The organism is Peptoniphilus sp. oral taxon 386 str. F0131, from assembly GCF_000090945.1.
In the GTDB taxonomy this organism is placed as follows: Bacteria; Bacillota; Clostridia; order Tissierellales; family Peptoniphilaceae; genus Anaerosphaera; species Anaerosphaera mikwangii.
In genome coordinates this window covers 411,472-433,903 of sequence record NZ_GL349422.1, presented here as the reverse complement: position 1 = coordinate 433,903, position 22,432 = coordinate 411,472, and the positions used below count along the sequence as shown (strand labels likewise).

Genomic DNA, 22,432 nt, shown 5'->3' with positions numbered 1-22,432 from the left:
TAGTATAAAGAGTGTAATAAAAAAAGGAGAATTTCAAAACGAAATTCTCCCAATCAACTATTTTAAATAAGCTTTCAACTTTTCAACTTTATCAAGCTTTTCCCAAGGCAAATCTAAATCATTTCTGCCAAAGTGTCCATAACTTGCTACCTGTTTATAAATAGGTCTTAATAAATCAAGATCCCTTATAATGGCAGCAGGTCTTGCATCAAAATTATCCATAACTATCTTTTCTATTTCATTATCGGATAACTTGCCTGTTCCAAATGTCTGAACATAAACTGATGTAGGTCTTGCAATGCCAATCGCATAGGCAAGTCCTATTTCACACTTTTCCGCAAGCCCGGAAGCGACAATATTTTTTGCAATATATCTTGCAAAATAAGCTGCTGATCTATCAACTTTTGTAGGATCTTTTCCGGAAAATGCTCCTCCGCCATGTCTTGCAAATCCACCATAAGTATCTACAATTATCTTTCTTCCTGTTAATCCTGCATCTGCCATAGGACCGCCCATTACAAATCTTCCTGTCGGATTCACATATATCTTCGTATTTTCATCCATCATTGTTTCAGGTACTGTTTTTTTAATTACTTCTCTAATAATATCTTCTCTGATAGTTTCAAGACTCACATCAGGATTATGCTGTGTAGATACTACTACATTCTCTATTCTTTTTGGAACTAAGTTCTCATATTCAACAGTAACTTGAGTTTTCCCATCCGGTCTTAAATAATCAATAACATTTTCTTTTCTGACATCTGAAAGTCTTTTAGACATTTTATTCGCAAGAGATATCGGCAGAGGCATATACTCCTCTGTTTCATTGCAAGCATAACCAAACATCATACCTTGATCTCCTGCTCCAAATGAATCCAACTCATCAACTCCCGCTTCCTTAAATCTGTCAACTCCCATTGCAATATCAGGGCTTTGCTCTTTTATAGCACATAACACTGAACAAGTATCCGCATCAAAACCAATTTTTGCTCTATCATATCCTATTTCTCTTAATGTATCTCTAACTATTTTAGTGAAATCAACATAAGTACTTGTGGTGATTTCACCGGTAATTAATACCATTCCTGTTGATGCAACTGTCTCACAAGCAACTCTTGCATTTTTATCCTCTTTAATAATTGCATCTAAAACTGCATCTGAAATTTGATCACAAACTTTGTCAGGATGACCCTCTGTTACAGATTCAGATGTAAATAACCATTTATCCATTTCTACCTCCTAAATAAAAAATCCTCCTCCAGAGGAAAAGGTATCAAAAAATAACCTCATCTTCCAGATCTCTCTGTGGGATTTGGCACCACAATAGGTTGCCGGGTTTCATCGTGCCCATTCACTCCGCCGCTCTTAATAAGGTTGTCTATTAAGTTGGTCATTAGTATATCACTTTTTCTTTTTCCTGTAAAGCCTATATTATACTGTAATATTTTAAAATGGCTATGCCCACTGCATAAGATACTATTGAAAAAACAAAAGATGCCGTTATTATCTGTGAGGTTAAATTTGCATCTGAACCCATTTGCTTACCCATAATAAAACAATTCAATGCGCAGGGAGTGCCAAAAAATATATATGCTACAACAAGTTGCGAATTTGTAAAACCTATTAAAAATCCAATAGGTACTAAAATAGCCGCTCCAATTACGTCTTTAATTAAAGTATCTACACAAATAATCATAACATCAGAAAAAGTTCCGTTAAAATTCAAAGAACCTCCTATTAAAATTAGAGATAATGGAGTACATAACTTTGCAATAATACTTGCTCCGGACTCAATTCCACTATAAATAGGAATGTTCAAAAACTTTACACATAATCCAAGTGCTATTGCAATTATCATAGGATTTTTTATTACTTTAATAAAAAAATCTGTAATACTCAATTTCTTATCTCCGTAATAAGTTAAAAGTATAATTGCAAGCATATTATAGAGTGTAAGCCCAAAAATTATTACTATTAAAATTGAATCCATTGCAGGTTCCGAAAAAATTAAATCTAATATTGGTATTCCTATATACACAAAATTAGATCTATATGAACAATGTACAAATGCCGATAATTTTTTCTTATCTTTTATAAAAAAGTAACCTGAAATCCAAGAAAGTCCAAAAATTAAAAGAGTTCCCAAAAGTAAATATAAAACATATTTTATATCCAGCGAGTTGACCTTGGAATTTTTTATGTCAAAAAATAGTTTCGCCGGAAGTGCAACATAAAAAACAAGAGTAGTGCTCTTGGAAATAAAATTTTCATCTAAAATTTTTTTAGTTTTTAAAAAATATCCTACAAAAATTACGAAGAATATAGGGAAAATTATATTTAATCCTATTTGTAAATTTTCCAAAAAACCACCTCTGTCGAAAATTATATAAGGATTAATACCATCCTCTTAACTTCATAGCTGTATCTATTGATTTAATAGCATACATATAAACAGCTTCTCTTAATGGTACTTTATATTCATCAGCAATTCCAAATACTCCGGAAATAGCTTTCATCATATCAGCTTCTTGTTTTTCTTCTACTTCTGCTTCTGTCCAATAATATCCATATTGATTTTGAACCCATTCATAATAAGAAACTAATACTCCACCTGAGTTAGTTAAAATATCCGGTGTAAGAGCTATTCCTCTTTCAGTAAGAACCTTATCTCCTTCTGGAGTAGTAGGTCCGTTAGCTGCTTCACAAACTAATTTAGCGTTTATAACCTTTGCTCTATCACCAGTGATTACATTTTCAAGTGCAGCAGGTACTAAAATATCATATTCTTTTGCCCAGAATTCTTCATCAGAAATCTTAGTTGCTCCAGGGAATCCGATTAATGTCTTATGTTCGTTCTTATATGCAATTAATTCTTTGAAAGACATTCCGTTTTCATTGTATAGTGCATAGTTTCCTTCTTTTTTATCCCATTCAGCTATTGCACAAACTTTTCCGCCTTGTCTTTCAATATTCTTAACTGTGAAAGAACCTACGTTACCAAATCCTTGAACGGCAATCTTAGCATCAGCTATATCAATTCCAAATCTCTTAGCAGATTCTCTAACAACTACTGCAACACCGAATCCTGTTGCTTCATTTCTTCCTTCTGAACCGCCAAATGCAATTGGCTTTCCTGTGAATGTACCAAGGTCCATTCTTTCGCCATTTAATTTTACATATTCATCTACAAACCAGCTCATAATTTGTCCGTTTGTATTTACGTCCGGTGCAGGTATATCTATTCTATCTCCAAGATATTTATAAAGTCCTCTTACCCAACCTCTTGAAAGTTGTTCTAATTCTCTTTGTGATAATTCTGAAGGATCTACACAGATTCCTCCCTTTCCACCACCATATGGAAGTCCTAAAGCTCCACCTTTAAATGTCATCCAAAGTGAAAGTGCCTTTACTTCGTCCATGTTTACATTTGGATGGAAACGAACTCCTCCCTTAGCAGGACCTACTGCATCTGAGTGAGCACTTCTCCAACCTTTAAATACTTTTAGAGAACCGTCATCCATTTTTACAGGAATTGAGATTTCAATAACTCTCTTTGGCTCTTTTAAAAGTTCATATACTGCCGGATCACAACCTAATTTTTCACACGCTACTCTTACTTTCTCTTGTGCAGCTACTAATGGATTTAAAGTATCTGTCATGTTAAACACTCCTTTAATTTTAATTAAGATAAAATCTTATCTTTAATCTACTATTGCCATTTCACATAATGGTAACAATTTCATACACACTAATTATAGCAAATACTATATATAATTTCAACTTTACTGAAATTATTGGCAAATATTAATAAAGCTCTATTATTAGCCTTTTAAATCAACTTTACGAATTTTGTCAAGTAAAATACGCTTAATTTTTTTGTTAATTTTTTTATATTTACAACTTTATTTTTATCAGTTATTCTCTTCCAAGAAAATAATAGCCTCCTGCAACTAACAACCCTCCAATAATATTACCTATCGTTGATGGCACTAAATTATTCATAATCATTGCAATAGTAATCTCAGGTGACATAGCTTTTGCTATTATAAAGCAAGTCATATTTGCAATGCTGTGCTCAAATCCGAGTATTACAAAAGGCATTATGCACCAAAATACCATTATTAATTTTGCACTTTCACTTTTCATTTTTATACAACATAGAACAGCAAGACAAACTAATATATTACACATTATTCCTTTAAAAATCATCGGAACAAACGCAAAACTCGCCTTTACTTTTGCAAGTTCTATAATTGCATTACAAACTCCGGAGTCTTTTATTCCTGTTCCCATATATAAAAAACTAACTAATAAAGCTCCTAAAAAATTCCCTATGTATGATAAGGCGCATACCTTTATAGCATCTGATGTTCTTATTGTCTTAGTCATAGCACCTGTTGAAAGTACAAGTACATTTCCTGTAAATAAATCCCCTCCTGCCATAATTACAAGAGACAATGCAAGGGAAAAAATAAATCCATTTGTAAATTTTACAACCGGAAAATCAAGTCCTCCAAATACAGAAATAGATGCTCCCATACTAATCAATCCAAGCCCGACAAAAAATCCTGCCAGCATTGATGATATAATATACTTAATTTTGGAGCTGTCATATATCTTAAACTTATTTAAGGCACCTCCGGAAATATTTTTTATAATCTCTGCATACATAAAATCCCACCTCAATTAGTTTATGTTAAAACTATAACTCTATTGTGTCTAAAATATGTCGAATATTTAACAAATATAAATTAAAGCAAAAAATCTTCCCCGGTTTCTCGGGGAAGATTTTTAAGTTTAAATTCAAACAAATTTATTTAACAGATTCTCTTGCATCAAGAATTTTTTGTTCAAATTTTTCATATTCTTTTTGTGCATCACTAAGTGATATTTCAGTAAAGCATAACTTATTCATAGCGCCCATTTGTGCAATTTTTGCAATATCCTCTTTTATTACCGTTCCAATCTTAGTATATCCGCCTGTTGTCTGCCTATCAGCCATTAAAATTATAGGGTGTCCATCAGAAGGAACTTGTACTGCACCCATTACTGTTCCATCAGATATAATATCTGCCGCTGTTTTATGTTCAAGTGCTGCACCGTCAAGTCTTATACCCATTCTATCTATATTTTTTGTAAGTGTATATCCTCCCGATCTAAACAATTTTTTAATTCCGTCTTCAGTAAAGTAATCATCTTGCGGTCCAAGTACAACTCTTATAACATTAAATTTATTTATTTGAGCTTTGTATTTATCCGGTAAAATTTTTCCTTCTTTGGCAGCTTCATTTACCTTTACTTCAAATTCATCTCCTGCTTTTAACGGTCGTCCTTCATATCCTCCGATTTTACTCTTAACTAATGTTGACTTACTTCCATTCACTACAGGAACATCTATTTCTCCGCCAAATGCAAGATATGCTCTAACTCCATCTATAAGTTTTCCAAATGATAGTGTACTGCCCGCTCCTATTTTATAGCTTTCATACATATTTATAGGAACTCCATCTATCTTAGGACTTACATTTGCACCTGTGACTGCTATTACTACCTCGTCTTCAAATTTCAACATAGGTCCCAAATATGTTATCTCTAAAACCGCTTCTCCTCTTTTGTTTCCTGTCAAAGCATTTGCAAGTTCATAAGAGTATTCATCCATTACACCCGCAGGTGCTATACCAAATTTTTGATATCCTATTCTTCCATAGTCCTGAACTGTGGTGTAAATGCCTCCGTTTAAAACCTTAATCTTAGCCATTCAGCTCACCTCTATCCACAGTTTTTATACTAACTTCATATGTTCCGTTTTCAACTTCCGACTTTATCTTTTCATATTCAGCTTCATCTATTTTTACATATCTGATATAATCACCTGCATTTATAAACACAGGAGGATCATTAGCCTCATCATATAATTTCAGCGGAGTTCTTCCTATTAACTGCCAACCTCCCGGTGAATCGGAAGGATACATCCCTGTTTGAGCTCCTGCTATTCCGACAGAACCACCCGGAATTTTGAGCCTTGGGCTTTTTAATCTAGGTGTTGCTATTCTCTCGTCCATTCCACCAAGATAAGTAAATCCCGGTGCAAATCCCATCATATATACCAAATAGTCTGTTCCTGTATGAATTTCTACTACTTCTTCTTCATTTAATCCTGAATGTTCAGATACAAATTTCAAATCAGGGCCATATTCACCGCCATAAACTGTAGGTATTTCTATAAGTCTTATTGTATCTCCATCTGATTCTTCTTTATGTTTTTCAAATTCACGAAGTTTCTCTACAAGTTCATCATATTTTATAATCAACGGATTATATGAAACAGTTATAGATCTATATGTTGGAACAAGTTCAACTATTCCTTCAATATTACTTTTTTCAATTTTTTCAATAGTCATTCTAATGCGAGAGTTTATATCTTTTGAAATCTCATTACCAAATTCCATAATAAGAGCTCTATCTCCCGCAATAAGATATTTAACATTATTATACATTTAATCACTTCTCCTTAGAAGAATGTTGACATCTTACTAACAAATGTTGTAACTCCTATATATGCAGATACTACAGTAACTACCCAACCTAAATAGAATAATATATTTGAATGAACATATTCTCCAACTATTGATTTCTTTTTACTTGCTATAAGCATTACTGCAAGTGTTATAGGTAAAATCAATCCATTTAGTGCTCCTACTAATACAAGTAATTTTTGTGGTTGTCCGATAAATATAAATATAATTGTTGAAAAAACTATAAAAAGTATTGTTACAAGATTCGCTCTTTCTCCTATTGGCTTAAATAATGTTTTTAAGAAAGATACTGATGTAAATGCTGCTCCTACTACTGATGTAAGTGCTGCAGCTGTAAATACTATACCGAATATCTTGTATCCGATTTCACCACTCGCAATTCTAAACGCAGATGCTGCAACATTTTTCTCATCAAGTACTCCACCGCTATTTATTACTCCAAGAACTGCTAAGAATAAAAGAATTCTTACTACAAGTGCTACTACTATACCAAGTGTCGCCGATTTATTTACTTCACTTAAATTTTCTTCTCCTGTTACTCCGGCATCAATTAATCTGTGACCGCCTGAAAATACTATATATCCACCTACTGTTCCTCCAAGAAGTGTTAATATTGCAGGAACTGTTGCTCCCATATCTGATGGAGCTACCATTCTCTTTGCAGCTTCTGATACAGGCGGAGCTGTTGTAGCACAAACATAAGCTATAAGTATAATCATTGCCGCTCCTAAAATTTGTGTAAGTTTATCCATAGCCTTTCCTGCTGACTTAGATGTGAAAATTATTACTCCGAGTATTCCTCCGATTGCCGCTCCAACCTTAGGATCTAATCCGAAAATTACATTTATTCCAAGTCCTGCTCCACCGACATTACCGATGTTGAAAGCAAGCCCGCCAAGTGCTACAAGAAATGCAATAAAATATCCAAGTCCTGGTAATACTTTATTTGCAATGTCCTGTCCTCTAAGCCTTGATACCGCAATAACTCTCCATACGTTTAACTGAGTTATATAACTCATAACTATTGACACTAATATTACAAATGCAAAATCAGCCTTTAATCCATTTGTAAATGTAGCTGTTTGAGTCATAAATCCAGGCCCAATAGCTGATGTCGCCATCAAAAATGCCGCTCCTAGTAATACGGAAAGGTTTCCTTTTTTATTTTTTTCCATAAATATTTCCTCCTATTTTATAAAGTCTTGTATTGGAGCAATTGTTATATCCGCTTCTGCTAATCCCGCTCTTATTTGCTTTACAAATTCAATCGCATGAGGATTATCTCCGTGTACACATATAGAATCTGCCTTTATGTCTATCTCTTCCCCTGCTGCTGTTGTTACTTTTCCTTCTTTAATCATTCTTATAACTCTTGGAATTGCATCTTTAGGATCCTTTACAAATGCACCCGGTAAACTTCTGTTAACTAAAGAACCGTCTACATTATATCCTCTATCGGCAAATACCTCTTCTGAAACTCTGAAACCTCTTTCTTTTCCGGCTTTAGCTATGTAGCTTCCACTTAATACCATCAATATTATATCCTTATCCAAAGCTTCAATCCCATCAAGAATTGCATCTGCAAGTGCTTTATCTGCGCATGCCTTGTTATAAAATCCACCATGCAATTTCATATGTTGAAGTTTTATACCGTGAGCTTTTGTAAACGCTATCAATGCACCTGTCTGGTATAGCATATAACATCTTGCTTCTTCGGGAGTAATTGCCAAGTTTCTTCTACCAAATCCAAGTAGATCAGGATATCCGGGATGTGCCCCTACATTTACCCCGAATTCTTTTGCAAGTTTAACCGTCTTATCCATAATTAAAGGATCTCCTGCATGCCATCCACAAGCAAGATTAATGCTCGTAACATGCTTTATAATTTCTTCGTCCATTCCCATCTTATATGCGCCATATCCTTCTCCAATGTCGCTATTAAGATCTACATAATAAGTCATAAAATTACCTCCCGTCATATTTTGATACTTCGTACTGCTACTCTTATAATAAACTAAATTCTTTTTTTTGTAAATATACATTTTATCTATATTACACTTATTTAATATATAGAAATATAATTACCAAGTTATCATAAAATACCTATGAAATTTTTAATTCATTATTTCATTTTTTTGATTCAGATATATTTTTACAGGTCTATTATATGCTTATCCGCTTTATATCCGATTTACAAAAATAAGATAGCTGTAAAGCTATCTTACTTCATTATAATCTTCAAATAATTTACTCAGGAAAAACACCCCGACAAAATCGGGTCCTGTATGTGCTCCAATAACTGTTCCGAGCTGGTTACAATAAATTTGTTGTTCAGATATATTATACTCGGATAATATATGATTTTTCAAACGCTCCGCAAACGAAACATCATCTCCATAAGCTATTATGATACTTTGGTTTGTATTAAACTTTCCACCACTTTTCTTTGCAAGCTCTTCTGAAAGCTTTTTATATAAATTATTTTCTCCTCTCGCCTTATCAAGGGATGTTATTTTTCCATCTGTCTTTGTAAGTTCCATAATAGGTTTGATATTTAAGATCCCCCCTATTGCTGCGCTTCCTTTTGAAACTCTACCGCCCCTTACTAAAAACTCTAAAGTTGTTACTGAAAATACATGTTCTTGATGAGCTTTTAAAAATTCAAGTGCATTTAAAATATATTTTGAATCTCTTCCGTCTGCCGCCATCATCGCCGCCCTGTGAACCATAAGTCCAAGACCGCAAGTTGCACAAAATGAATCAAATACATGAATCTTTGCACTTTTGTATTTTTTTAAAACTTCTTCTCTAATTCTGAGTGCAGCATCATATGTCCCTGTAATTCCGGACGATAGAGAAATATAAATTATTTCTCTATTTTCAGATGCATACTTTTCAAAACATTGAATATAATCCATATTCCCAACTTGACTTGTTCCATAGACTTTTTTGTTTCGCATGTTTTTAAATAATTCATTTGATGATAGTTCATCATCTCCAAAATACTCTTCTATGCCATCATTTACTGCTATCGGTAAAATTTCTATATCATATTTTTTTATATATTCTTTTGGAATATCACAACCGCCATCTGTTATTATTTTTACATTCATAACAAATCTCCTTAAATTTTAACTTTTGGCAAATGAAGATTTTTCTTCACTGCAAATATTCTTATAATTATAACTATCATTGCACTTAATATCATAACTGTATCTGCATCAAGTTTATCTATGAACAGTACATAAAAACATGCTCCAAAAAATGAAGCCACCGCATAAATTTGCTCTTTAAAAATCGACGGAATACTATTTGAAAATACATCTCTTATTATTCCTCCGCCGACTCCTGTTAACATGCCTACAAATATTAATAAAAATTCCTTTTCAGCATATCCTGTACCAATAGCTGTATTTATTCCTGTTACAGTAAATGCACCCAGTCCTATTGCGTCCAAAATCATCAAAAAATCTTCATATTTTTTTAGTGCCTTAGAATTTAGATAATCGGATTTCACATAAAATATCATAAACAGTATTAGCGATGATATTAAAGCCTGAATTGCATAAGACGAATTTACAAACATCCCCGGAGGTGTTATCCCAAGTATTATATCTCTAACACATCCTCCGCCGAGCGCCGTTACTATCCCAAGTACAAGAATTCCGAACAAATCCATGCCCTTTCTTATCCCAACCATTGCTCCCGAGGATGCAAATGCAATCGTGCCTATAATTTCTAATACGGCATCTATTTCACTATAATTCAACATACTTAACCTCAAATAAATTATTTTATTTTTTGTATCAACTCATTTAACTCTTTAGCATTGTCAACGATATAATCCGCCTTACAATCAAGAAGCTCTTTTCTTGAACCATATCCCCATGTTACACCTATGGACTTAATATCAGATTGCTTAGCTCCATTTATATCAGAATACCTATCCCCTATCATATATACTTTCTCTCTTGAACTAATTTCTAATTTTTTCAGCACATATTCTATAACATCATGTTTTTTACTTCTTTCCGCATTTTCTGTAGCTCCACCTATAAAGTTGAAATATCCATCCATTTTTCTATTTTTTAAAATTTCAATAGACTGTTTTTCAGGCTTTGATGTAGCTACTGCAACTATATTATCTCTTCTAATATACTCAAGTGCATCACACACTCCATCATAAAATGTATTTTCATATTTCCCTTTTGCTTTATAATATTGTCTAAAATATTCTATAGTTTTATCCGACAAATTTTTTGAAAATCCCAATTTATTTATAAATGTATCTTCAAGCGGAGGTCCTATAAAATTTTTTATATTATCTATATTGTAGTCTTTATATCCTATTTTTTCAAATCCATATAAAAATCCATTTATAATTCCCTCTTTTGTATCTAATAATGTTCCGTCTAAATCAAATAAATAAACCATATTCACCTCAATAAAAAAATCACTCTTTATATTATACTAAAAAAAGTGATTTCTTTTTATTATTATTTTATTGTTTTATAAAATATTTTGTTAAATATTTTCATCTTTGCTTATTTCTTGCAGATATATCTTATCTTCTGCGCTGTTTAATGAAATTTGATTACTTTTAAAGAAATCATACTTTTGTATTTCTTCTTTTTTATCAGGTGGATATAATTCTATTATAAGTTCCCCAAAATTATTATCCACTTCTCTTTTTTTCTTAGTAATTTTTGAAGATATATTGATTTTTGATTTTTTATAAGGCATAATATCATACTTTTTTCTAACTTCAAGCATATTGGAACTGTCTTTTACAAACTCAAGCTGTAAACTCTCCTCTGAATTTTCATCTCCGATACAAATTTCGCCTTCTTTAAAAGAATTAAATATTCTATTGCTCTCTAAAATAATTTTTCTATCTTTTATTTCCGACATTAAAAATTTGTCCAAGTTCATTACCACTTCAGACGGAATATCAAAAATTTCATATACAACAGCTTTAATTGCTATTTTTGCTCCAAAACTGTTAAACTGAGCAGACTGTTTTACCTTTGCTATTGCATAATAGCTTTCGCTCCTCACCCAAATCAAATCATCTTTTTCTACTCTTTGTAACAGCACAATTAAATTAAAAATATTTTTTATACTACTATAATGCTCATATGCAGCAACATATTCATAACTCATATTAAAAAATGTTTCATCTGCTATCCAATCAACAGGTATGGCTTGCATGTTTAACATAGTCTCAAAACTATTTTTATCCATTAAATTAAGCGTATATAACATATTTTTTCCCTTCTATAGGCTTCTCATCATTCCGGGTCTGAAATTTTTCCTTCTCAGAGTATCATCTATTGTTTCAATAAGACCGCTTATATCTTTATTTAAAGTTCCTCCAAGTAGTACATAATTTGAAGCATGATTTGATCTGAAAATCGTACCCTCGGAATCTACATTTTCTAAAAACAGTCTAATTTCATAAAGTATTTCTTCAGCCGAAGGCATTTCAAATTTTCCCGATATATAATCCTCATATATCGGAGCATTTTTATAAATTCTCATAGTCAAGTAACTCACATAATCAGGTTTGGTTTTTGTTATTAATTTTGCAGTATTAATTGCATTTTGTTTCCATTTTTCTCTGCCGCCAAGACCTGCAATTATCGTTATTGATGTTTGCATTTTAACCTTTTTGCACTTTTCCATTGCAGATATATATTCTTCTGTAGTAAGACCTTTTTTTATATCTGCTAAAATTTCATCATCTCCGCTTTCAAACCCTATATAGAGCATTTTAAGTCCATTGTCATAAAGCTGTTTTAATTCTTCTACTGATTTTCTGTTAATATCTCCCGCAGTTGCATAAGATGAAATTCTATTTACATTTGGGAAATTTTTATTTATATACTCAAGCAGCCTTAACAAATCCGTTGTTTTTAATACAAGCGCATCTCCATCTGCTATAAACACTCTTTCAAATTGCGGAAAATAATCTCTTATAGTTTCAAGTTCTGCTATTATATCATCTATTTTTCTAATTATGAAAGGCTCATCTTTATACATATAACAAAATGTACAGTCATTATGAGAACAGCCTATAGTAGCCTGAATAATAAGTGATCTCGCTTCACTCGGAGGCCTAAATACATTTCCGTAGTAATTCATATTCTCTATTTCCTTTTTATATTTTTACCATGCTCTCCCAAAAGTTCTTCTTTAATCTTCCATAAGTCATAAGATAAATCAACTATATATTCTTGAGGATTATCAAGTCTTTTAGTTTCTTCCCATAGAGTTTCAAGTTCAACTTGAACTTTAGTTTTTATATCTTCAATATTCGGAAGCTCATAAACAAGCTTACCTTTATCATATATTCTTTCAAGCAGAGGCTTAGCTATAAAATTATTTAAAACTCTTCTCTTCCATGTATAAACAGGATGAAAAATTTCATATTCCTTAGAGTCATCTATAATTTCATCATGAAGTGTAATAACATCTGCTATCGCCTTGTTTGTATCCTTATCATATAATCTATATAGTTGCTTAAATCCGGGATTTGTAATCTTTGCTACATTTTCCGAAATTTTTATTTTTGGAATCAGCTTTCCATCTTCTTCAATTGTTGTAAGTTTATATACTCCTCCGAATACAGGAGAACTTTTTGAAGTTATAAGTCTTTCACCAACACCAAATGAATCTATCTTTGCTCCTTGATGTAAAATATTTTGAATTGTAAATTCATCCAATGAATTTGAAATCATTATTTTTGCATCTTCAAACCCTGCTTCATCAAGCATTACTCTTGCTTTTTTAGTAAGATATGCTATATCTCCGGAATCTATTCTTATTCCCTTAGGTCTATTTCCGCTAGGAACTACAACCTCATTAAACACCTTAATGGCATTTGGTATTCCCTCTTTTAAAGTGTCATAAGTATCAACTAAAAGTAAACAATTTTGCGGATATACTTCTGCATATTTTTTAAATGCCTCATATTCACTATCAAAAAGTTGTACCCATGAATGTGCCATAGTTCCAAGAGCCGGAACTCCATAAATTTTTTCTGCAAGGGTATTTGCCGTTCCAAGACATCCACCGATGTAAGCTGCTCTTGCCCCTAAATTCGCTCCTGTATATCCTTGTGCTCTTCTTGAACCAAACTCAACAACAGGCCTTCCATCTGCTGCTGATACTATTCTGTTAGCCTTTGTAGCAATCATAGATTGATGATTTATAGTTAATAAAATCATAGTTTCTACCATTTGAGCTTGAATAATAGGTCCTCTAACTATAATAAGAGGCTCTTGCGGAAAAGCAACTGTCCCCTCCGGAATAGCCCACACATCACATTCAAATTTAAAATTTCTCAAATATTCCAAATATTCTTCATTAAAAATTTTTTTAGTTCTTAAAAATTCTATATCCTCATCTGAAAAATGTAAATTTTCAAAATATTCTATAATTTGTTCAAGTCCTGCAATTATTGCATAGCTTGCATTATCAGGAACAGAACGAAAGAACATATCAAAATAAACTATTTTTTCTTTATATCCTATCTCAAAAAATCCATTACTCATGGCAAACTCATAAAAATCACATAATAATGTATAATTATTTTCATCAAATGACTTAGGCATTCTCCTACCTCCTATATATATTGTATTAATTATATAATTAAATATATAATGTTGCAACCTGTCACAGCTTCGCATAAAAAAGCCCTCTTAAATTTAAGAGGGTTTCTATTATACTGCAAGCTTTCCTGAATTTGATAAATAAGAACTTATTCTTTCAAGTGCGATTAACACTTTTTCAAAGATAAGACCGCTTTCCGGATCACAATCTCCTGTTTTCATTCGTTCCATATGATAATTTCTATATGTTGTTGTATAATTTTCGACTTTTTGATTAAAGAAACGCAATCTGTTAATTCTTTCAGCTTTTTCCAAATCTTCATCTATTGTATTAAACATTGTCATAATAGTAGTTTCTATTGCATCAATTTCCGAAATAGATTCCTCACTATACTTAAGTTCTCTTTCAACACTTAATTTAGCGTTATCCGCTATTGATTTAATATGGTCTCCGATTCTCTCTATATCTCTTACAATTCGCATATATCCTGTGAAATTTGAAGCAAGCGTATCTTCCATAGGATTTCCCATAATATCTATGATATACTTTGTAATTTGAGAATTCAAATAATTTAAAATTTCTTCATTTCTAAAAATTATGTCAAATTTATCAGAATCATATTTAGAAAATATTTCCATTGATAATTTAAAATTTTCTTTTGCAATTTCAAACATTCTTGTTGTTTCTGCCCTGACATTTGTAAATACAAGTATAGGATCAGTAAACTTTCTGTCATTTATATATTTAAGAGATAAATCTTCAACCTCTTGATCTTTTCCTCTTATAAGATTGATTGCAAGCTTTGCAAGCAACTTAGAAAACGGAAACAATAAAATTGTCGTCATCAAATTAAAAAATGTATGCATATTTGCAATTTGTGCGGCAGGCAAATTTCTTGAAATGCTTTCTATAAATCTATCTATTGGAATTACAAAAGATAAGGCAACAAATATAATTGTACCTATCATATTGAATAAAACATGAACCGCAGCAGTTCTCTGTGCATTTTTACTTGTTCCTATAGCGGATAATACAGATGTTATACAAGTTCCTATGTTAAATCCGCAAACTATATACATAGATGATGTAAGACTTATTAAACCTTGATTGGCTATTGCCTGCAAAATACCAAGTGATGCTGCTGAAGCTTGAATTGCAGCGGTAATTGTTGTACCTGCAAGTATTCCCAAAAACGGATTTTGAAACTTAGTCATCAATGCTATAAATTCAGGTTCTTCTCTAAGAGGTGCCATTGAAGATGACATAAACTCCATTCCCATAAATAAAAATCCAAGTCCAATCAAAACCTGACCAAAATATTTAGGTTTGTCCTTTTTAAAACCCTTTAGCATACAAAAACCTATAAACGCTATTATAGGTGCAGATTTTGTTATATTAAGTGCTACTAATTGACCTGTTATAGTAGTCCCTATATTAGCTCCCATTATAATTCCGGCAGCTTGATATATAGTCATAAGTCCTGCATTTACAAATCCCACTACCATTACTGTTGTAGCAGATGATGACTGAATAATTGCAGTTACAACCACTCCAACTAATACTCCTTTAATTGGGTTTGACGTTAATTTCTCAATTACCGTATTCATTTTATTTCCGGCAACTAATTCAAGAGCACTGCTCATCAAATCCATACCGAATAAAAATAGTGCAAGTCCTCCCAGCAATCCAAAAAGATAAGTTATCGACATTTTTTCCTCCAAAATATATATCTACTCAATATAATAACTTATAAATAAATTTTTTCAACAAAATTTTTGTTCATTCTAAAATTAATTTAATTGTCTTATAAATATTTTTGTGTTAAATTAATTTATAGGTGATTAATATGAAAAAAAATAATTACTTTGACCTTCTGATTGAGCTTGGTGATCAAGCATCAAAAGCTGCAAGTATGCTAAATAGAATTTATAGTGAGTTTAATTACAATGATATGAAATATTTAATGATGGAGATGCATTCGATAGAACACAGCGCAGATTCGACTGTTCATAATTTAAATAAAAATCTGATTAACCAATATATGCTCCCTTTTAAAAAAGAAGATATATTCGCAATCGGAGAAGCTGTCGACTCAATCATAGACTCTGTCGAAACTCTAACTCAATGTTTCTACACTTTTGCTATTAAGGAAATGCGAACTGATGTAAAAAATTTTATAGAAATTATTTCTGAAAGTATTTCCGTTATAAATGAAATGCTTAAAAAACTTAAATCACATAAGAATTTTAAAAGCTTAAAAGAATACATTGAAAAGCTTGAATACCTTGAAGATAAAGCCGATAAAATATATATTGAAACCACAAAAAATTTATTTAAAGAAGAAAATGATCCGATAGCATTAATGCAATGGGAAGAAATTATTCACCAGATGGAAAAATGCACCGACAAGTGCAAACATACGGGTATAGTTGTAAGCAAAGCATTTTTTAAAAGTATATAAATAAAGCAAGGGTATAACCCTTGCTTTATTATTTTATATTTTCAATATAAGTTTCATCATTCAACATTTCATTTAATATAACTTCATCTGTTGTCTTCATTCCATATCTTGCTATATGTCCTACCGTTTTAATAGTACTGTCCAAATCAGCTTTTACAATTCCGTCTCCGGCTTCAAATGAATTTTCACTCTTTGCTTGATCATATGCCAAAAATGCATTTCTAAGACTTGATGCTATTTTCATAGCACATGACGGCTTTGCTCCGTCACAGATAAGTCCCGAATTTACAGCTAAGGCATTTGATAAAGTTTCTTTTAGAACTTCTCTTTTTTCACCTTTTAGTATTCCTACTCCACAAACAGAGGCAGCAGCTGCCGAAACAACTCCGCAATATGCAGACAATTTTCCGATTCCCTGCTTCATATATAATCCAATAAGATTTGCAAATATAAGCGCTCTGTACAAGCTATCGTCACTAACATTATTTTCCTTTGCATATACAATTATAGGAACAGCTACCGTTATCCCTTGATTTCCTGAACCGGAATTTATTACAACAGGTTTTTCGCATCCGCTCATTCTTGCATCAGAACCTGCACTTGCATAGGCAACAAGTCTTTCCGAATAGTTTTTTGAATAATTATCAAGTATAATGCTTCCAATATTTGAGCCCCACTGATTATCTAATCCCTCTTTAGCTATATCATAATTATAATCTATCTGCATATCCAATATATTTTTAATTTCAGAATAATCTACATTTTTTGAATAATCATAAATTTTATCAAAATCAAATTCTATTTCTTCTTCTATTGTCCTTTCTGAACTGCCTTTAAATAAAATTTCACTATTTTTTTCAATTAAAGTTATATTAGTGTGTCCACCCTCTATTACAACTCTTGCATAGTCGTCATCTTTTTTTACTTTTATATCTATGTAGAGTCCTGCTATACCTTCTTCTAAATTAATTTTACAGATACCATCTTCAATTAACTTGTCACATTCTATTAACTTAGATTTATCTATTCCCGCCAATACTTCAAGTTCTTTATCAGCATCTCCAAGTAACGCTCCGGATACAATCGAAATTTCAAGTCCTTTTCTTCCATCAGTTCCGGGAACCTTTACTGAGTTCGCATTTTTTATAATATTTCCCGAAACATTAGCCTCAATTTTATCAGGCACATTATTTAAAACTCTTGCCGCCTTTGCAGAAGCATACGCCAAGGCTATCGGTTCTGTACATCCAAATGCAGGTATTAGTTCTCTCTTTAATAATTCTGTATAATTCATTAAATTCTCCTATCATTTTTGTTACTGTGTATATATTCTAATATATAATTTCAAAAAAATGAACCCTAATTTTAAAATAGACTTTTAATGGGATTCTGAATTAATAAAATATTGAAACAAGGTAAAAATATAAACAATAACATGAAAATAACATAGACTTGCCGAAAATCTATGCCTCCGACAAATATGAAAAGGGATGCTCCTTATGGAATCATCCCTTTATAAATTTACTATTAAATTATTTATTTTATTCTGCTTCTCGGTTGCATAGAAAACTCTTAATTTTACTGCATCTTATGATATTTTTATGTCAGTTTGCCTAAAAACCTGTTTTTTATTTTTCAGTTTCCACTGATGGTATATATTCCGGATTTCCGTTTCTACCGGGAACTTTATTAAATATTCCTGTTACCATTAAAGCTATTGCTCCATCACCTGTTACATTACATGCTGTTCCAAAACTATCTTGTAATGCAAAAATAGAAAGCATAAGTGCTGTTCCTGTATCGTCAAATAAAAGTACAGATGTTATTAATCCAAGCGATGCAACTACTGTTCCACCCGGTACTCCAGGTGCAGCTATCGCAAAAATACCAAGTAGTAAAATAAATACTATCATAGTCTGTACATCCGGTAATTTTCCATATAAAACTTGTGATACTGTCATTACAAAAAATACTTCTGTAAGAACAGAACCGCATAAATGTGTATTGGCACAAAGCGGAATTACAAAGTCACGAATTTTCGGATCTAATACTTTCGATTTCCTTGCACATTTTAATGCAACTGAAAGTGTTGCTGCTGATGACATTGTCCCAAGTGCTGTTATATATGCCGGTGAATAATGTTTAAAAACTTCTTTCGGATTTGTTTTAGATATAATTCCCGCCAAAGAATAAAGCAATGCCATCCAAATATAATGACCCACTATTACAATTAATATAACCTTTAAAAATACCGGTAATTCATGTATTATTGCTCCTTCATACGCAAGTTCCGCAAATGTTGTTGCGATATAAATAGGCAATATTGTTATTACAACTTTATCAACTATTGCAAGAACTATTTTATTAAACTCAAGCAATAAATTTTCCCAAGACTTTGAATTTGTCCATAGAACTGCAAGCCCAAGTATAACCGATGTAACAAGAGCTGTCATTACAGGCATAATCGGACTTATTGAAAGTTTAAATATAGATTCCGGAATTGAATTTACTCCCGAAGTATTGCTTGCAATATTCAGATTCGGAATTATTATTCTACCTGCTATTAAACTCATAATAGCCGCTCCTACCGAAGATGTATAACAAATTACCAAGGTAGTTGACAAAATTTTCCCTGCACTATCTTTTAATGAAACTATAGCGGGTGTTATAAAACCAAGTATTATAAGAGGAACTATATATCCGATCAAATCTCCTAAAATTTGTTTTATAGAATGAATTATTGCTATTATAGATTCGCTTACTATAGAACCTATTCCCATACCTATTAAAATTCCCAACACCAACTTAAATACCAAGCTATTAAAAAAACTTTTTTTATTCATATTTACACCTCTTTCCTTATAACTACATTATAACTCTTTTTATTTAATATCGCACTAATTTAATATCCGTATAAATCAATTTTTATAAAAAACTCTGTGACTATACTTATAATCACAGAGTAAATATTATTTAGAATAGTTATAGAATCCTTTACCTGACTTTCTTCCTAAAAGTCCTGCACGAACCATCTTTCTAAGAAGAGTATGCGCTCTATACTTAGGGTCTTTAAATTCTTCATAAAGAACATCCATTATTGCAAGCACTACATCAAGCCCTACCAAATCCCCAAGTTCAAGAGGTCCCATAGGTTGATTTGCTCCAAGTTTCATTGCACTGTCAATATCTTCTACAGTTGCAATTCCCTCAGCATAAATACCGACAGCTTCATTTATCATAGGAATAAGAATTCTGTTTACTACAAATCCCGGTGCTTCTGCTACTTCAACAGGAGTTTTTCCTATTTCTTTCGAAAGTTCTATAATTGTGTTTTTAACATTTTCATCTGTGATATGTCCTGAAATAACTTCCACAAGCTTCATTGCAGGAACCGGATTGAAAAAGTGCATTCCAATAACTTTTTCCGGTCTTTTTGTTGAAGCTCCTATATCGGTAATTGATAATGAAGATGTATTTGATGCAAGAATTGTAGATTCCTTACATACTTCATCAAGTTCTTTAAAAATAGCTTTTTTTATTGTAGGATTTTCTGTTGCAGCCTCTATTACAAGATCCGCATCTTTAATATCTGAAATATCATTTGACGTAGACAGATTTTTTAAGGCCTGAGTCATTTCTTCTTCAGTCATTCTGCCTTTTGCAACATTTTTTTCATATCCGCTTTTTATTCTTTCTTTAGCACGTTCTAAAGCTTCAGGCGCAATATCCCTTACAACAACTTCATGTTTAACTGCAAGTACCTGTGCTATGCCTGAACCCATAATTCCTGAGCCTATTACAGCAATTTTCATCTTTTATTCCTCCAATATCTACTGACCACTAAACTTAGGTGCCTTCTTATTTAAGAAAGAAGTCATCCCTTCTTTTTGATCTTCAGTTGCAAAACATAATGCAAAATTTGCACTTTCAATATTCATTCCCGTAGCAATATCTGCTTGAAGTCCGGTATTTATAGCCTCTTTCGCATATCTAACCGCAAGTTTTGAATTTTTTATTATCTTGGCAGCTATTTCTAAAGCCTTATCCATTAACTCTTCCGGCTCTACAACTTGAGATATTAACCCTATCTTAAGTGCTTCTTCAGCTGAAATAAATTCTCCTGTATAAATTAATTCTTTTGCTTTTGAAATCCCAACTGTACGTGGAAGTCTTTGAGTTCCTCCAAATCCCGGAATAATTCCAAGACTAACCTCAGGAAGTCCAAGCTTTGCATTTAAAGATGCTATTCTAATATCACAGGAAAGAGCGAGTTCACAGCCTCCGCCAAGTGCAAATCCATTTATGGCAGCTATTACAGGTTTATTCAATCTCTCTATTTTTGCAAATGCGGTAGTGCCCGCTTTAGCAAAAGCAAATGCCTCTTTTGTATCTATATTTGCCATATGAGATATGTCCGCACCTGCAACAAACGCTTTTCCACTTCCGGTAATTATTACAACTTCAACATCATCCATTTCCAAAATCTCTGTAAAAATACTGTCAATTTCCGCCATCAATTCTGTATTAAGCGCATTTAAAGTTTTTTCCTTACAGATCTTAATAGTAAATATCCCATCATCTTTTTTACAATCTAAAAATTTATAGTCCATTCTTATACTGACCTTTAATCCCTTTCAACTACAAGAGCCGTACCTTGTCCTCCACCTATACATAAAGTTGCTAAGCCTTTCTTTGCATCTCTTCTGTTCATTTCAAATAATAATGTTGTAAGAATTCTTGCTCCACTTGCACCAATCGGGTGACCTATTGCAATAGCTCCTCCATTTACATTAACTTTATCCATATCAAGACCAAGCTCTTTTGCTACTGCACCTGCCTGTGCTGCAAATGCTTCATTAGCTTCAATTAAATCAAGATCCGAAACAGTAAGTCCCGCTTTTTCTAAAGCCTTTCTGGAAGAAGGTATAGGTCCTGTTCCCATAATTTTAGGATCTACCCCTGCAGATGCATATGAAAGAATTGTAGCAAGAGGCTTTACTCCCAACTCTTTAGCTTTTTTTTCTGTCATCACAACAAGCATAGCTGCACCATCATTAATTCCTGATGCATTACCTGCAGTTACAGTTCCGCCATCTCTTTTAAAAGCCGGCTTTAATTTTGCTAAAGTTTCTTCTGTTACTCCGTCTTTTATAAATTCATCAGTATCTATTACTTTTACATTACCTTTTCTGTCTTTAATTTCAACGGCAACTATTTCATCCTTAAATACTCCTTCAGCTCTTGCCTTAGAAGCTCTGTTTTGAGATACACAAGCAATCTTATCTTGCATATTTCTATCTATTCCAAATTCTTCACTTACATTTTCTGCAGTAATTCCCATGTGATAGTTATTAAATGCATCCCAAAGTCCATCTTTAATCATAGCGTCAACAAGAGTATCATCGCCCATTCTTGAACCCCATCTTGCTTTATTTAAAACATAAGGAGCTCTTGACATAGACTCACAACCACCCGCTAGAACAACTTCCGCATCTCCTGCTTTAATAATTTGAGCTGCAAGTGAAACTGCTCTTAATCCTGATCCGCAAACCTTATTTATTGTCATTGCAGGAACCTCAACAGGTATACCTGCTCCGATAGTAACTTGTCTTGCAACATTTTGTCCAAGTCCGGCTTGAAGAACATTTCCTATTATAACTTCATCAACTTCACTTGGATTTACATTAGCTCTTTTTAAAGCTTCTTTAGCAGCTATAACTCCAAGTTCAACGGCTGTTACATCTTTTAATGCTCCTCCGAATGAACCTACCGGTGTTCTTGCAGCACTAGCAATAACGATTTTTTCCATATTTCCTCCTTT

At 32.5% G+C, this 22,432-nt stretch carries 21 protein-coding genes and 1 riboswitch; of the genes, 1 reads left to right on the top strand and 20 read right to left on the bottom strand.

The genetic code is table 11. The annotated features are described in order from the left end of the window. Positions 1 to 57: 57 nt before the first annotated feature. The 15 genes from metK to HMPREF0629_RS02020 all read right to left on the bottom strand — a co-directional run bounded on the left by metK (position 58) and on the right by HMPREF0629_RS02020 (position 15,859). Positions 58 to 1,230 carry a methionine adenosyltransferase gene (metK, locus tag HMPREF0629_RS02090; RefSeq protein ID WP_009221721.1) on the bottom strand — a complete coding sequence of 391 codons (1,173 nt, stop codon included), beginning with the start codon at positions 1,228 to 1,230 and terminating at the stop codon, positions 58 to 60. A 53-nt stretch (positions 1,231 to 1,283) separates the two neighbouring features. After that, a riboswitch (SAM riboswitch) is annotated at positions 1,284 to 1,375 on the bottom strand. Positions 1,376 to 1,426: 51 nt separating this feature from the next. After that, positions 1,427 to 2,362, bottom strand: coding sequence for an AEC family transporter (locus HMPREF0629_RS02085; RefSeq protein WP_009221720.1), 936 nt, complete (start codon positions 2,360 to 2,362; stop codon positions 1,427 to 1,429). Positions 2,363 to 2,393: 31 nt separating this feature from the next. Continuing rightward, positions 2,394 to 3,659 (bottom strand): Glu/Leu/Phe/Val dehydrogenase, encoded by a 1,266-nt coding sequence (locus HMPREF0629_RS02080; protein WP_009221719.1) that lies wholly within the window; start codon positions 3,657 to 3,659, stop codon positions 2,394 to 2,396. A 256-nt stretch (positions 3,660 to 3,915) separates the two neighbouring features. Next, positions 3,916 to 4,671, bottom strand: coding sequence for a formate/nitrite transporter family protein (locus HMPREF0629_RS02075; RefSeq protein WP_009221718.1), 756 nt, complete (start codon positions 4,669 to 4,671; stop codon positions 3,916 to 3,918). Positions 4,672 to 4,813: 142 nt separating this feature from the next. Then, positions 4,814 to 5,758: a biotin-dependent carboxyltransferase family protein gene (locus HMPREF0629_RS02070; protein WP_009221717.1), complete on the bottom strand. Its 945-nt coding sequence runs from the start codon at positions 5,756 to 5,758 to the stop codon at positions 4,814 to 4,816. Then, on the bottom strand, positions 5,751 to 6,497 hold the full coding sequence (pxpB, locus tag HMPREF0629_RS02065) for a 5-oxoprolinase subunit PxpB (RefSeq protein WP_009221716.1): 747 nt from the start codon (positions 6,495 to 6,497) through the stop codon (positions 5,751 to 5,753). The genes HMPREF0629_RS02070 and pxpB overlap by 8 nt, the downstream gene beginning before the upstream one ends. A gap of 14 nt (positions 6,498 to 6,511) precedes the next feature. Next, positions 6,512 to 7,711 (bottom strand): NRAMP family divalent metal transporter, encoded by a 1,200-nt coding sequence (locus HMPREF0629_RS02060; protein WP_009221715.1) that lies wholly within the window; start codon positions 7,709 to 7,711, stop codon positions 6,512 to 6,514. Positions 7,712 to 7,723: 12 nt separating this feature from the next. After that, a complete protein-coding gene (locus HMPREF0629_RS02055; protein ID WP_009221714.1) occupies positions 7,724 to 8,497 on the bottom strand; it encodes a LamB/YcsF family protein in 774 nt (257 codons plus the stop codon). Positions 8,498 to 8,752: 255 nt separating this feature from the next. Continuing rightward, positions 8,753 to 9,649 carry a DegV family protein gene (locus HMPREF0629_RS02050; RefSeq protein WP_009221713.1) on the bottom strand — a complete coding sequence of 299 codons (897 nt, stop codon included), beginning with the start codon at positions 9,647 to 9,649 and terminating at the stop codon, positions 8,753 to 8,755. An 11-nt stretch (positions 9,650 to 9,660) separates the two neighbouring features. Continuing rightward, on the bottom strand, positions 9,661 to 10,308 hold the full coding sequence (locus HMPREF0629_RS02045) for a trimeric intracellular cation channel family protein (protein ID WP_009221712.1): 648 nt from the start codon (positions 10,306 to 10,308) through the stop codon (positions 9,661 to 9,663). A 17-nt stretch (positions 10,309 to 10,325) separates the two neighbouring features. Next, the gene (locus tag HMPREF0629_RS02040; protein WP_039856455.1) at positions 10,326 to 10,970 is read right to left on the bottom strand and encodes an HAD hydrolase-like protein; all 645 of its coding nucleotides are present in this window, start codon (positions 10,968 to 10,970) and stop codon (positions 10,326 to 10,328) included. A 90-nt stretch (positions 10,971 to 11,060) separates the two neighbouring features. Further along, on the bottom strand, positions 11,061 to 11,780 hold the full coding sequence (locus HMPREF0629_RS02035) for a hypothetical protein (protein WP_141553388.1): 720 nt from the start codon (positions 11,778 to 11,780) through the stop codon (positions 11,061 to 11,063). Positions 11,781 to 11,813: 33 nt separating this feature from the next. After that, a complete protein-coding gene (locus HMPREF0629_RS02030; protein ID WP_009221709.1) occupies positions 11,814 to 12,680 on the bottom strand; it encodes a radical SAM protein in 867 nt (288 codons plus the stop codon). A 5-nt stretch (positions 12,681 to 12,685) separates the two neighbouring features. Beyond that, the gene (locus HMPREF0629_RS02025; protein WP_009221708.1) at positions 12,686 to 14,152 is read right to left on the bottom strand and encodes a nicotinate phosphoribosyltransferase; all 1,467 of its coding nucleotides are present in this window, start codon (positions 14,150 to 14,152) and stop codon (positions 12,686 to 12,688) included. A gap of 108 nt (positions 14,153 to 14,260) precedes the next feature. Further along, entirely contained in the window at positions 14,261 to 15,859 is a 1,599-nt protein-coding gene (locus HMPREF0629_RS02020) for a Na/Pi cotransporter family protein (protein ID WP_009221707.1), read from the bottom strand. Positions 15,860 to 15,996: 137 nt separating this feature from the next. Between HMPREF0629_RS02020 and HMPREF0629_RS02015 the strand changes: the two genes are divergently transcribed. Beyond that, positions 15,997 to 16,611: a DUF47 domain-containing protein gene (locus HMPREF0629_RS02015; RefSeq protein ID WP_039856451.1), complete on the top strand. Its 615-nt coding sequence runs from the start codon at positions 15,997 to 15,999 to the stop codon at positions 16,609 to 16,611. A gap of 28 nt (positions 16,612 to 16,639) precedes the next feature. Here HMPREF0629_RS02015 and HMPREF0629_RS02010 read toward each other — a convergent pair whose 3' ends face one another. The 5 genes from HMPREF0629_RS02010 to HMPREF0629_RS01990 all read right to left on the bottom strand — a co-directional run bounded on the left by HMPREF0629_RS02010 (position 16,640) and on the right by HMPREF0629_RS01990 (position 22,420). After that, positions 16,640 to 17,905, bottom strand: a complete 1,266-nt coding sequence (locus HMPREF0629_RS02010; RefSeq protein WP_009221705.1) for a serine dehydratase subunit alpha family protein — start codon at positions 17,903 to 17,905, stop codon at positions 16,640 to 16,642. Positions 17,906 to 18,239: 334 nt separating this feature from the next. Next, positions 18,240 to 19,454, bottom strand: coding sequence for a dicarboxylate/amino acid:cation symporter (locus HMPREF0629_RS02005; protein ID WP_009221704.1), 1,215 nt, complete (start codon positions 19,452 to 19,454; stop codon positions 18,240 to 18,242). Between the two features lie 126 nt (positions 19,455 to 19,580). Continuing rightward, a complete protein-coding gene (locus HMPREF0629_RS02000; RefSeq protein ID WP_009221703.1) occupies positions 19,581 to 20,423 on the bottom strand; it encodes a 3-hydroxybutyryl-CoA dehydrogenase in 843 nt (280 codons plus the stop codon). An 18-nt stretch (positions 20,424 to 20,441) separates the two neighbouring features. Further along, the gene (locus HMPREF0629_RS01995) at positions 20,442 to 21,221 is read right to left on the bottom strand and encodes an enoyl-CoA hydratase-related protein (protein WP_009221702.1); all 780 of its coding nucleotides are present in this window, start codon (positions 21,219 to 21,221) and stop codon (positions 20,442 to 20,444) included. Positions 21,222 to 21,235: 14 nt separating this feature from the next. Further along, entirely contained in the window at positions 21,236 to 22,420 is a 1,185-nt protein-coding gene (locus tag HMPREF0629_RS01990) for an acetyl-CoA C-acetyltransferase (RefSeq protein ID WP_009221701.1), read from the bottom strand. Positions 22,421 to 22,432: the final 12 nt, after the last annotated feature.

What these genes read in the sequence shown, in the direction of transcription:
- metK (WP_009221721.1), bottom strand. Translation starts at nt 1,230, where the DNA reads ATGGATAAATGGTTATTTACATCTGAATCTGTAACAGAGGGTCATCCT.
- HMPREF0629_RS02080 (WP_009221719.1), bottom strand. Translation starts at nt 3,659, where the DNA reads ATGACAGATACTTTAAATCCATTAGTAGCTGCACAAGAGAAAGTAAGA.
- HMPREF0629_RS02075 (WP_009221718.1), bottom strand. Translation starts at nt 4,671, where the DNA reads ATGTATGCAGAGATTATAAAAAATATTTCCGGAGGTGCCTTAAATAAG.
- HMPREF0629_RS02070 (WP_009221717.1), bottom strand. Translation starts at nt 5,758, where the DNA reads ATGGCTAAGATTAAGGTTTTAAACGGAGGCATTTACACCACAGTTCAG.
- pxpB (WP_009221716.1), bottom strand. Translation starts at nt 6,497, where the DNA reads ATGTATAATAATGTTAAATATCTTATTGCGGGAGATAGAGCTCTTATT.
- HMPREF0629_RS02060 (WP_009221715.1), bottom strand. Translation starts at nt 7,711, where the DNA reads ATGGAAAAAAATAAAAAAGGAAACCTTTCCGTATTACTAGGAGCGGCA.
- HMPREF0629_RS02055 (WP_009221714.1), bottom strand. Translation starts at nt 8,497, where the DNA reads ATGACTTATTATGTAGATCTTAATAGCGACATTGGAGAAGGATATGGC.
- HMPREF0629_RS02050 (WP_009221713.1), bottom strand. Translation starts at nt 9,649, where the DNA reads ATGAATGTAAAAATAATAACAGATGGCGGTTGTGATATTCCAAAAGAA.
- HMPREF0629_RS02045 (WP_009221712.1), bottom strand. Translation starts at nt 10,308, where the DNA reads ATGTTGAATTATAGTGAAATAGATGCCGTATTAGAAATTATAGGCACG.
- HMPREF0629_RS02040 (WP_039856455.1), bottom strand. Translation starts at nt 10,970, where the DNA reads ATGGTTTATTTATTTGATTTAGACGGAACATTATTAGATACAAAAGAG.
- HMPREF0629_RS02035 (WP_141553388.1), bottom strand. Translation starts at nt 11,780, where the DNA reads ATGGATAAAAATAGTTTTGAGACTATGTTAAACATGCAAGCCATACCT.
- HMPREF0629_RS02030 (WP_009221709.1), bottom strand. Translation starts at nt 12,680, where the DNA reads ATGAATTACTACGGAAATGTATTTAGGCCTCCGAGTGAAGCGAGATCA.
- HMPREF0629_RS02025 (WP_009221708.1), bottom strand. Translation starts at nt 14,152, where the DNA reads ATGCCTAAGTCATTTGATGAAAATAATTATACATTATTATGTGATTTT.
- HMPREF0629_RS02020 (WP_009221707.1), bottom strand. Translation starts at nt 15,859, where the DNA reads ATGTCGATAACTTATCTTTTTGGATTGCTGGGAGGACTTGCACTATTT.
- HMPREF0629_RS02015 (WP_039856451.1), top strand. Translation starts at nt 15,997, where the DNA reads ATGAAAAAAAATAATTACTTTGACCTTCTGATTGAGCTTGGTGATCAA.
- HMPREF0629_RS02010 (WP_009221705.1), bottom strand. Translation starts at nt 17,905, where the DNA reads ATGAATTATACAGAATTATTAAAGAGAGAACTAATACCTGCATTTGGA.
- HMPREF0629_RS02005 (WP_009221704.1), bottom strand. Translation starts at nt 19,454, where the DNA reads ATGAATAAAAAAAGTTTTTTTAATAGCTTGGTATTTAAGTTGGTGTTG.
- HMPREF0629_RS02000 (WP_009221703.1), bottom strand. Translation starts at nt 20,423, where the DNA reads ATGAAAATTGCTGTAATAGGCTCAGGAATTATGGGTTCAGGCATAGCA.
- HMPREF0629_RS01995 (WP_009221702.1), bottom strand. Translation starts at nt 21,221, where the DNA reads ATGGACTATAAATTTTTAGATTGTAAAAAAGATGATGGGATATTTACT.
- HMPREF0629_RS01990 (WP_009221701.1), bottom strand. Translation starts at nt 22,420, where the DNA reads ATGGAAAAAATCGTTATTGCTAGTGCTGCAAGAACACCGGTAGGTTCA.